The organism is Parasphingorhabdus sp. (genome assembly GCF_049667325.1).
Lineage (GTDB): Bacteria > Pseudomonadota > Alphaproteobacteria > Sphingomonadales > Sphingomonadaceae > Parasphingorhabdus.
The window spans coordinates 1-9,908 of sequence record NZ_JBATHY010000269.1; the positions used below are offsets into that span (position 1 = coordinate 1).

Consider the following 9,908-nt stretch of genomic DNA (forward strand, 5'->3'; position numbering starts at 1 on the left):
GGATGATCTTTTGCGATGTCTTTTTGTTCGCCAGGATCGTTTACGATATCATAGAGGGCGGGGCCCATGAGTTTGTAGTTCCCGGTTCTGATCGTGGGAAGCTGAACGCTGCCTTTTACATCGTCACAAATGAAAAATGGATTGTATAGATGGAACTCAATTCTGTGAGATTAGATTATATGGAAAACGAAGAGACCGTTCAAAGTCGACTGTTGTACCGGGTGCTGAGAGTGCTCGCGGGCGCGATGACCATGGTTGCCGGTCTGGCCATGTCCTATGCGTGCATCGCGGCATTGCTGGGAGAGCCGGAGTTGCTAATTGATTTTATCGATGAAGATGCAGCATCGCTATCCATGAATGTGCCGACGATTCTGGCTATAGTTGTGACCAACCTCTTGGCCATTGTTTCGCTTGGCCTGCTCTTCTTTTCGTTGAACCGCTTCCTCAAATATGCCGAAAGCGGTGAGATGCTGGTTGACCCTGCGCGCAACGCGTTAAAACGTTTGGGTGTGGCTATGGTTCTGCTCTATTTGACGACCCGGTTTGTAGCGGTTGTAATACCAATGCTCGGCATTCCCGGCTTTTGGATGGAGAACAAGTATTCGCTTCCGCTCACTTTCGTTGACCTGGATTTCCTATATGTTCTGGTAGGCGTAGTTCTTCTCGCATTGGGGCAGGCTTTGCGAGAAGGGCAGGTCGCCAAGGAAGAGGCGAAGCAATATATTTGATGGCTATTGAAGTAACACTCGACATCATGCTGGCCACCCGCAAGGTTAAATCGAAAGACTTGGCGGCGCACGTCGGAATAACGGACGCCAACCTCTCGCTCCTGAAGTCGGGCAAGGTCAAAGGCGTGAAGTTCGAGACACTCTCCAAGATTTGTGACTATCTAGAGTGCGAAGCTGGCGACATCCTACGTCATGTGCCAGACGATGCAGAGGGCTAGGCGGCGACGATCCCGAGACCGCAACTGCACTATCCTTGGCAGTGAAAGCACCTAGCTGTATTTGATAGAATCGCATAGGCCTTATCTGTCACGTTTGCTGATGTCTCCTTTTGCGCCCTTAGCAGCCGTTGGAACCGCTTGGCGTGAATGACCGCTTGTGGGGCGATTGTCGACCAGCTGCTTTTTATGTCCATCTAATCAGTTCGAACGGTCAAAATTGGGTGGTTTCGGGTACGACCCATTCTGGTGAGTAATTCGACAAAGCGGACGCTAACTTTCCAACTTTGCATGTTAACGTTTTATCATTCGATAACTTTTGCCGTGTATATTGTGATCCAGAAACGGAGACAGGCGTAGACAAATGAAAAGTGAGCCACTCAAGATTGAGGATAGTCAAGAAATTGACTTCTCATCAAATGATTCACAAAGTTTTTTTGGTAGGATCAGTTCACGCATTCTAAACCAAAAAGAAGATTCGAAAACTGCAGATTTATCGATTCTGAAAACCTCGGAGGCATTACTTCTTTTACAAAATTACGAGGAAACCAGACAGGGTTGGTTTTGGTCAACTGATAAGGTCGGCAATATCACCTATATTACCGATTCTTTGGCCGAGGTAATGAATCAGTCGCAACAAGAATTGATTGGAACGCCTTTCTTGGAGTTGTTTAGAGAATCCAAAGACCAAGGTTGCAGCGAAAGAACGCTACGGTTCATATTGGCCAAACAATCCCCGTTCGATCAATTGCAATTACAGGCCGATATAGGGGATGGTGGACGCTGGTGGTCTGTGTCTGGCAAACCGCAACTGGACAAATCCGGGAACTTTATCGGATATAGGGGCAACGGTAAGGACATAACTGCACAGCGGCGATCGGAAAATGAATCCTCCCGCTTGGCAATGTTCGATTCCTTAACTGGTTTGGCAAATCGAACCTCGATTTCAAAAACACTGCAAACCATGCTTTCCACTCTTAAACAACAAAAGCGAACTTGTGCGATCATGCTGCTTGATCTCGATCGTTTCAAGCAAGTCAATGATACGCTAGGACATCTAGCAGGCGACGAACTTCTAAAACAAGTCGCAAAACGGCTTTTGAACGCCATTGGAAAACGGGGAGAAGTAAGCCGTATTGGTGGCGACGAATTTGAGATTTTGCTACCGGATTGCGAAGATCGGGGCGAGCTTGGCCAACTTTCGAACGCCATTATCTCTAGCCTGTCGCAACCCTACTCAGTGGATGGGTGCAGATGTATCATTGGGGTATCCATAGGGATTGCGATCAGCCCATTTGATGGGATGACGAGTGAAGATCTTATTACTGGCGCCGATCTCGCTCTCTATGCCGCAAAAGCAGGCGGCCGAGGCCGTTTCCATTTTTTCTCCAAGGATTTACAACAATCGGCTAAAGACCGGAGAATTCTGGAAGAAGATTTGCGCGATGCGCTATCCAATGATGAATTATCTCTGTCTTATCAGCCGATCGTAAATGCAAAAGATGGAGTTGTGCGGGGAGTTGAAGCTCTGATGCGCTGGAACCATCCCGAGCGCGGACCAATCTCTCCTGCTGTTTTCATTCCTATTGCTGAAGACGCAAATCTCATAAAATCTTTAGGCGAATGGGCATTGAACCGGGCGTGCAGTGATGCAGTCAAATGGCCCAATAATTTTAGAGTTGCTGTCAATGTTTCGCCAATTCAGTTTGCAGATGAAAAGCTACCAAGCCTTGTGTTGAAGGCGCTCAAAGTGTCCGGCCTCAAGGCAGAACGGCTCGAACTGGAAATTACCGAAAGTGTATTTTTGGAAGGATCAGAAAAGACAGAAAAAATGTTTGCCGATCTTAAGGAAATTGGCGTTCGTTTAGCGCTCGATGACTTTGGAACCGGATATTCATCGCTAAGCTATTTACAAACAGCGCCATTTGACAAAATTAAAATCGATCAGAGTTTTGTTAGGGGAGCGACGATCCCTGGGTCCCGCAATAGCGCCATTATTGCCGCTATTGTTGCGCTTGCAGAGGCGCTGGATATGGAAACAACAGCCGAAGGCATTGAAGCTATGGACGAGCTCGAATGGATTCGCGATCTAAACGTTAGCCATGTTCAAGGTTACGTCTATAGCATGGCGGTTCAGGCCGAAGAGTTGCTTCTCCTTGTTAAAAACGGGGAATGGATCGTAAATCCGAACGGACCAGCCAAGTTTCGCCAAGACCGGGTTTCTATGTATCGCAAAGTACAGGCTGTTCACGAAAACCATTGTTATTCGGTAATGATACGTAATATTTCGGCCACTGGCGCATTGATGGAAGGGCTTTCGGAAGTTCCTGTCGGCACCAAGTTTGTGATCGACTTCGGTGATGGTCAACTGGCTCTCGCGGTCGTGCGCCGCTCGGAAAAGCTACAACAGGGTATCGAGTTCGAGGAACGATTGGTAAGCGATGGAAACGGTGGTTTATGCACACGTCGCAGGGTTTCTCCATATCTGATCGCATCGGCGGGAATGCATATTCCCAATATACCAGCTGATTTCTATCCCACCTCCATTTATCCAAATCCCTTGAACTCTTTGCCGGCATTTTATTCCGCAAACGACAAAAGGTAAATGTTCTCAGTCACTCTTTAAGCTTTCACGATGCCTAGAGTCCTTTGATAGCCAAACGTCCGTATGGGTCGTGCTGGCGGCCGCTTTCGGAAATAACGACTCGACGGCTAAATGACCGTTATTGGGGCGATTGGTGACCGACAGCTTTCATTACCTATCCGATCCATTCCAATGACCGAAATTGGGTGGGAAGCAGTCATTCGACAACTCGGATTCAGACGTCAGCTAGTGAACGGTTAGCGGCGAGTCTGTTTAGGGGAGATCATCGGTGGAAAGCGGACATTCTGCGCGGCTCGATTAATTTAGAAGCTGACCACTTGTGCCGATCGTCAAAATTATGACATTCGACATCCCGATAGATTTCCAGGGTTTGACCGTACTCCTGTAACGGATTTTATTAGGCGGCAACGCGACCATAATCGCGACCGGAACGTGCAATCTCGCACAAATCGGAAATTGGCATTGGCTTTCCAATCAGATAACCTTGGAGATAGTCGCACCCCAATTCGGCAAGGAGTTGCATAGTCGGCGCGTCTTCAATGCCTTCAGCGACCACCTCGAGTCCCAGTTCGTGCGCTAATTCGATCGTAGACCGGACCATAATCAAATCATTCCGGCTGTGGCAAAGTGACGTAACGAACGACTTGTCGATTTTGAGTTCATGGACCGGTAATTGCTTGAGATACGAAAGCGTCGACTGTCCGGTCCCATAATCATCGATCGACAGGTGCAGACCAGCTGCACGGAGCTGTGTAAGAGTTTCGATTGCTGCTTCGGGCGAACGAATAATGGCTCCTTCAGTGATTTCCAGAGTCAATCTGGAAGGTTCCAAATCGTGCTTCTCTAGCAATTGCAAGACCAACTTGACGAAATATGGGTTTACAATATCTCTTGCTGAAAGATTGACAGCAACCCGCATCTCAATCCCCTTTGCCTTCAATCGAGCGCAGTCTGAGACTGCACGATGCAGCACAAATTCAGTTAGCTCGCGCACTACTCCTGTTGATTCGGCAAGCGGAATGAACATATCTGGCGGTATCATCCCGTCTACAGGGTGGTGCCAACGCAATAGAGCTTCAGCGTCTGCAATTCGGCCGTCGCGCAAGTCAAGTTTGGGCTGATATACTAGGTTCAGATCGCCACGAACCATTCCCTGTCGCATTTCACCCATTAACGAAAGCTTCCGTCGCGCGTCCGGATTAATGCCCCCGTACCAGTTGTAAATTTCGCCGGCTTCGCGCGCCGTGCCCACGGCGGCTATCGCATGTTCGATAGGCAACACAGCCACGGAAGATGCCGCCTTGCGGTCTAAACCAATAGAGAGCGCTATATCCACGTCCTCTTCCGCTAAACATATCGGCGCGCGGAATGCATTGCTCAATGCGTCAATCTTGCCATCAATCTCCCGGTCTGCCTCGGTTACATAAATCCACGCCAGCATATCCGGCGCGATCCTGAACACCGGACCCGTCCCTCCTTCGGAAATGCGATGCGCCGTTTCCTTTACAATCTCGGCAATACCCCTGGTTCCGATTGTATCTCGGATGACCTCATAGCGTTCTATAGCAGCGATAGCCACTATCGCACCTTGGTCTAGCTGGTCCAGATGCGCTTCCAGCTCCAATCGATTGGGGAGCCCTGTCTCGTTATCGGACAGACTTTTCACAGCAACGTGGCGATGAATTTCAGCGCCCGTGCGTGAAGCTATGCACAAAAAAGCTGCAAAGATCATGGCGACTGATTCCATCGATACTGGCCACCACGCCTGAAGAATTACGGGTAGTGTAATCAGCGCAGCAATGGTCAAGACCGATGCCAGTCCGAACGAAACTGGAAAATGACCGAAATTTGGAACACCAAGCAGCAGTGCAACTATAGCGACCCCTAACAACGTCGGGACAATCCCGGTACGAAGAATGGCTCGGTTCTGAAGCAGTGATTCAGCTGCCAAGGCCTGAATCACGACACCGGGTAGAATACCATAGCGGGGGACCACATAGCGGTCTCCTAACTCTATGGCGGTTGCTCCAATCAACAGGCGCTTTCCGGCAATGGCGTTTTCTGGTACCCGTCCGTTCATCAGATCGACATAAGATATCCGCGGAATATTTTGCGCTATTATTCCCCAGTCAGGTTGGAAGCTTTGATCACCCATTCGTGTATTTTGGGCAAGTATGGTTGCAATGGACGGCTGAATCCTGTCGTGAATAATGGTCGCTGCGGCATATTCACGAACAGTTCCGTCACTGTCAGGGAAAATATTGACCCCACCAGTCCAGGCTGCACTGAATAGTTCAGCCGGCTTGCTGGTGATCACAGCTCCGTTGGCCGACTGACTGGAGGCACGCTGTTCGTAGATTGGAAGAATCACTGGTTCAGCGGTTCGCAGAGCCTCGGCGAAAGCTCGGTCATGGACCGGTTCTGAAAGTGCGCTAAAATCAACGTCAAAGGCGATCATATCCGCCCCGGCAGCGTGGGCATTAGTAATTAGTTGGGCGTGATATTGACGTGACCATGGCCAGGTTGGTAGTTCAGATAGGCTACGAGCATCTATTTCAACGATAGCGATTTGGCCAGTTGGCGCACGTTCGATCCAATTTGCGCGCACGTTCGTAAGTCGATCTTCAAAAGGGTCGAATAAATTGGTCGCCAAAAGCACGCTAGTTAGTACTAGGACGGCCAACGTTAAGCCCAAGCGTTGCAACGGACTCCCAAGAAAATGTCTCATTCCAAGAAATGGAAGCGTCGTCGATCCACTGTCTGGAACCAGGCGTTTGCCCCTTTGCAAATTACAAGCCCGGAGTTGGTATTGGCGTAGTCACCGGCGGTACGACCGGAGGGGTCACAGGTGGTGCAACCGGAGGGGTCACTGGCGGTACCACCGGAGGGGTCACAGGCGGTACCACTGGAGGAGTCACCGGCGGTACGACAGGTGGCACTACCGGTGGCTCCACAGGCGGAACGGTGGCTGGTGGTACCGTTACCGGCGGCACTACTGGTGGCACGGATACCGGCGGCACTGTTACCGGCGGCACTACTGGTGGCACCGTTACAGGCGGCACGGATACCGGCGGCACTGTTACAGGCGGCACTGTTACAGGCGGCACCGTTACCGGCGGTACCGTTACTGGCGGCAATGTTACCGGCGGCACTACCGGTGTGACGGGCAGCAAGATCGGTGGCACGGTTACGGGTAAAATGACCGGTGGAACCGTTACGGGGAGCGTGACCGGTGGAACTGTTACGGGGAGCACCACCGGCAGCGCAGTCAGGGGCGGGAACACCGATGATACGGTTGAGGCTTGCACGATTGGCGGCACGGTCACGTTCGACACGACCGAAGGAATGGCTATACCCAACACAACCGGAGTTACAGTGCCAAGCGACACCGTCACCGGAGCGTTGGCTGCATCGGGTTGACTCGAAACAAGTGTCGCAACTTTCGAAGCGGAAGCAGCAGCGATCGCTTCTTGGACCAACCCTGCGGTCTGTTTGCCGATGTCAGAAAGTGATGGGGGTGACGTACCACTGATGTGGACGACATTGTCGCCGCCGGTTCCGGTAATAGAGCCGATCGTCTCGGCAGATGCAAAAACCAATTCGTTCGGGGCTTCATTATCGACAAAAACCGTTTCGCCTGGCGTCACTAAACGCTTCATACCGCTGCTGGTAGCAGAAACCTCAACCTTGCCCTCGGTGACTTGGACCGCGCTTCTGTCGGGGCCTACAATGACCGTAAAAGTTGTGCCTTTGACCACAGCCGCCAGCGCCGGTGTTTCGACTTGGAAATGCGGGACACCGGTATGTCGGACCTTATAAAGCAAAGTGCCGACTTGTTGGAAAAAACTAGTTATCCCCCCCGGTGTCGTGGCCGCAGGAATCCGGACCCTGCTGTTTGGTGCGACCATCACATAATCAACATTCTGCGAAAGCATCGCACGCCCTGTTGCACCGGTAATTATAACATCTCCGGCGGCTAGCTTGCTGTCGTTTCGCAATGATACTGGTTGCGCACCGCTTCGCAGCATCTGCACGTCGCCGCTTCTTTCTCTCACGCTCCACACCGCTTGCGCGGCGTCCTTGCCAAAAGCAGGTGTCACCGTGATAAAAAACGTCAGGAAAATCATCGTGATCAAGCGGTTCATTGTCTCGTCCTTAACGGTTGTTCAAAGCGTTTCGGATCAACGATTTGATTGGTTAATTGAGCAAACACTGCGACCCGGTAACGCATTAATATTGCTCGACAAATAGACCGAAGGAAATAATAAAACCCTAGCAACGACGGTTAATTTTTTGGAAAGGCAATGAGGTTGCGCCATTTTCTAGTTGTTAACCAAACTGCACTATCCAGAATGACCTAATCCCATGGATTCCGGAAAATTGGGTCGATATCTTGCTAAACTCAAATAATTTTAAATTTCTATATGTGGCTTGTGCGAGCATTCTGTTCTGCTCGGCCGTGCAGACATATGCGCAAACTACTACCGAGCCATCAGCTATCGAGCGTACTATTCCGAAAAAACTGCTGGAAAGATCATCAGAACTAGCGGTCCAGACCGACTTGCCCGACGCCGAAGTAAATCGAGCTCTTACCGGTCGTTTTGTTCTCGGCGCTGTCCATGTGTCGGGTTCCACCGTTTTTTCACAATCACAACTCGCAGCTGATTATGAGCCGTATCTTGCGACCGAAGTTGGTGACACTCAACTCCAACAAATCGTTACCCGAATAACTGAACGATATCGGTCAGCGGGTTATTTCCTTTCTTATGCAATGCTCCCAGCCCAAGATGTTCGCGCCGGGGTTGTTCGGATCGATGTCATTGAGGGCAGAATCGATCAGTTTGAGGTATCAGGGGCCGAAGGCGGTGAACGCGCACTAAATTCAATTGCGTCTCCATTACTCGATGGCCGGCCCCTCCGAACCACCTTACTTGAACGCGTCCTAGGTTTAATGCGTGATTTGCCAGGCTTTTATATTGCAGACGCCCGGATAGGGCGGCATGAAAACGATCTCGCCGAGCACGAGTTGACCGTTGAAGTCGTGAGAAATGACGTTCGCGCTATTGCTTATGCTGACAATCGCGGAACGGTGGACGATGCCCGAGCGCGGTTCTACACGTCGATAAGTCATTCGTCTCTTATGACAACCGGGGACGATTTCCGGCTGAGTGGCTTTGCGATTCCAGGCAGCAATTTTCAGTATCTCTACGGACAGGGCGCCTACGTATTGCCAATTGGTCGACAGGGTTGGCTACTTGAATTTTCGGGCTCGTATGGCGACCAGAAACAAGTTTCGTTCGGTGAGGTAACAAACGGCAGGTCAACGAACATAGCAGCCGAACTGAGCTATCCGGTTATACGCAGCAGAGCGTTTACGGCAGTTGCTAAGATAGCTGTCAACGACTGGTTTAGCACCAGTGTTAATGACGACGCTCAAGTCCGGCGTGATAGATTGCGAGTGGTGCGCGTCGGACTTGGCCTAGACCGCACCTTACCATCGCAGATCAATTTGGATATCTGGCTGGCGCAGGGGCTGGGATTCAATGCCGCAACGCGGCCGGGCGACCCGATCTCATCCCGGCCTGACGCGGGAGGCAAATTTACAAAAGTTAACGTGGCGCTTCAACTTCAACAGCCAATCGGCACTGACCTAAAGGTGCGATTGGCGGCTGCTGGTCAGGTATCATCGCGCCCGCTTTTATCAATAGAAGAATTCGCGCTTGGCGGTAATTCCATTGGCAGAGCATATGATTTTAACGCGTTAACCGGCGACCACGGGTTTGGCGGTTCTCTGGAACTTGCCTATATGCTTGGCGATCAATTCGGTGGCCTGAAACAGGTTGAGCTGTTCAGCTATGTAGATGGCGGGATGGTGTTTCAATCGGGCGATGGTAATGGACCAGGGCCCGATCAATCCCTAACTTCTGCGGGAGGCGGCGCTAGGTTTACGTTAGACCGATTCAGGGTGTCAGCCGAAGCGGGGATACCGATTGAAGCAATCGAAAATCACAGAAGCATTCGTGCATTTTTGTCAGTTTCGACGGTGTTTTAGCTTATGAGCGTGGTTCAGATGGACGGCTGGGTGACGACTTTGTCGAGGCCAAACCCATCACCCCTTGCAAGGTCGCTGATTATGTAGAGGTCAAAGGGCACGCGATGTATGTCTGCTTTCAGTAAAAAGCTTCCACATTGGTGATGACGTTATTGAGGGCGCGAAGCGGACATGGGTTGCGACTATTGCGAACGTCCGGAACTGGGGCGATTGTCGACCAGCTGCTTTTGATTTCCATCTAGTCAGTTCGAACGGCCAAAATTGGGTGGTTAGCGGACAATCAGATGTTGGTGGGAACACATGCACTG

The 9,908-nt window shown here is 50.8% G+C and carries 6 protein-coding genes and 1 pseudogene; 5 read left to right on the forward strand and 2 right to left on the reverse strand.

Translation table 11 applies throughout. From position 1 onward, the window contains the following. Window positions 1-245: 245 nt before the first annotated feature. From WBM93_RS12185 to WBM93_RS12195, 3 genes are all read left to right on the forward strand, one after another. Window positions 246-728: a hypothetical protein gene (locus WBM93_RS12185; protein ID WP_424432138.1), complete on the forward strand. Its 483-nt coding sequence runs from the start codon at window positions 246-248 to the stop codon at window positions 726-728. Further along, a complete protein-coding gene (locus WBM93_RS12190) occupies window positions 728-946 on the forward strand; it encodes a helix-turn-helix domain-containing protein (RefSeq protein WP_424432139.1) in 219 nt (72 codons plus the stop codon). Before WBM93_RS12185 ends, WBM93_RS12190 begins: the two co-directional genes overlap by 1 nt. A 361-nt stretch (window positions 947-1,307) precedes the next feature. Next, complete coding sequence (locus WBM93_RS12195) at window positions 1,308-3,548, forward strand: putative bifunctional diguanylate cyclase/phosphodiesterase (RefSeq protein ID WP_424432140.1); 2,241 nt, start codon at window positions 1,308-1,310, stop codon at window positions 3,546-3,548. A gap of 397 nt (window positions 3,549-3,945) precedes the next feature. On the opposite strand, the gene WBM93_RS12200 is transcribed toward WBM93_RS12195, so the two are convergent. Beyond that, window positions 3,946-6,276 carry a putative bifunctional diguanylate cyclase/phosphodiesterase gene (locus WBM93_RS12200; protein ID WP_424432142.1) on the reverse strand — a complete coding sequence of 777 codons (2,331 nt, stop codon included), beginning with the start codon at window positions 6,274-6,276 and terminating at the stop codon, window positions 3,946-3,948. Between the two features lie 8 nt (window positions 6,277-6,284). Here WBM93_RS12200 and WBM93_RS12205 point away from each other — a divergent pair, with 8 nt between their 5' ends. Continuing rightward, complete coding sequence (locus WBM93_RS12205; RefSeq protein ID WP_424432143.1) at window positions 6,285-6,968, forward strand: hypothetical protein; 684 nt, start codon at window positions 6,285-6,287, stop codon at window positions 6,966-6,968. A 272-nt stretch (window positions 6,969-7,240) separates the two neighbouring features. Here the strand turns inward: WBM93_RS12205 and WBM93_RS12210 are convergent. Beyond that, window positions 7,241-7,693 (reverse strand): annotated as a pseudogene (locus WBM93_RS12210) (FecR domain-containing protein); the annotation flags it as partial. Window positions 7,694-7,941: 248 nt separating this feature from the next. Between WBM93_RS12210 and WBM93_RS12215 the strand changes: the two are divergent. Further along, a complete protein-coding gene (locus WBM93_RS12215; RefSeq protein ID WP_424432141.1) occupies window positions 7,942-9,600 on the forward strand; it encodes a ShlB/FhaC/HecB family hemolysin secretion/activation protein in 1,659 nt (552 codons plus the stop codon). Window positions 9,601-9,908 lie beyond the last annotated feature (308 nt).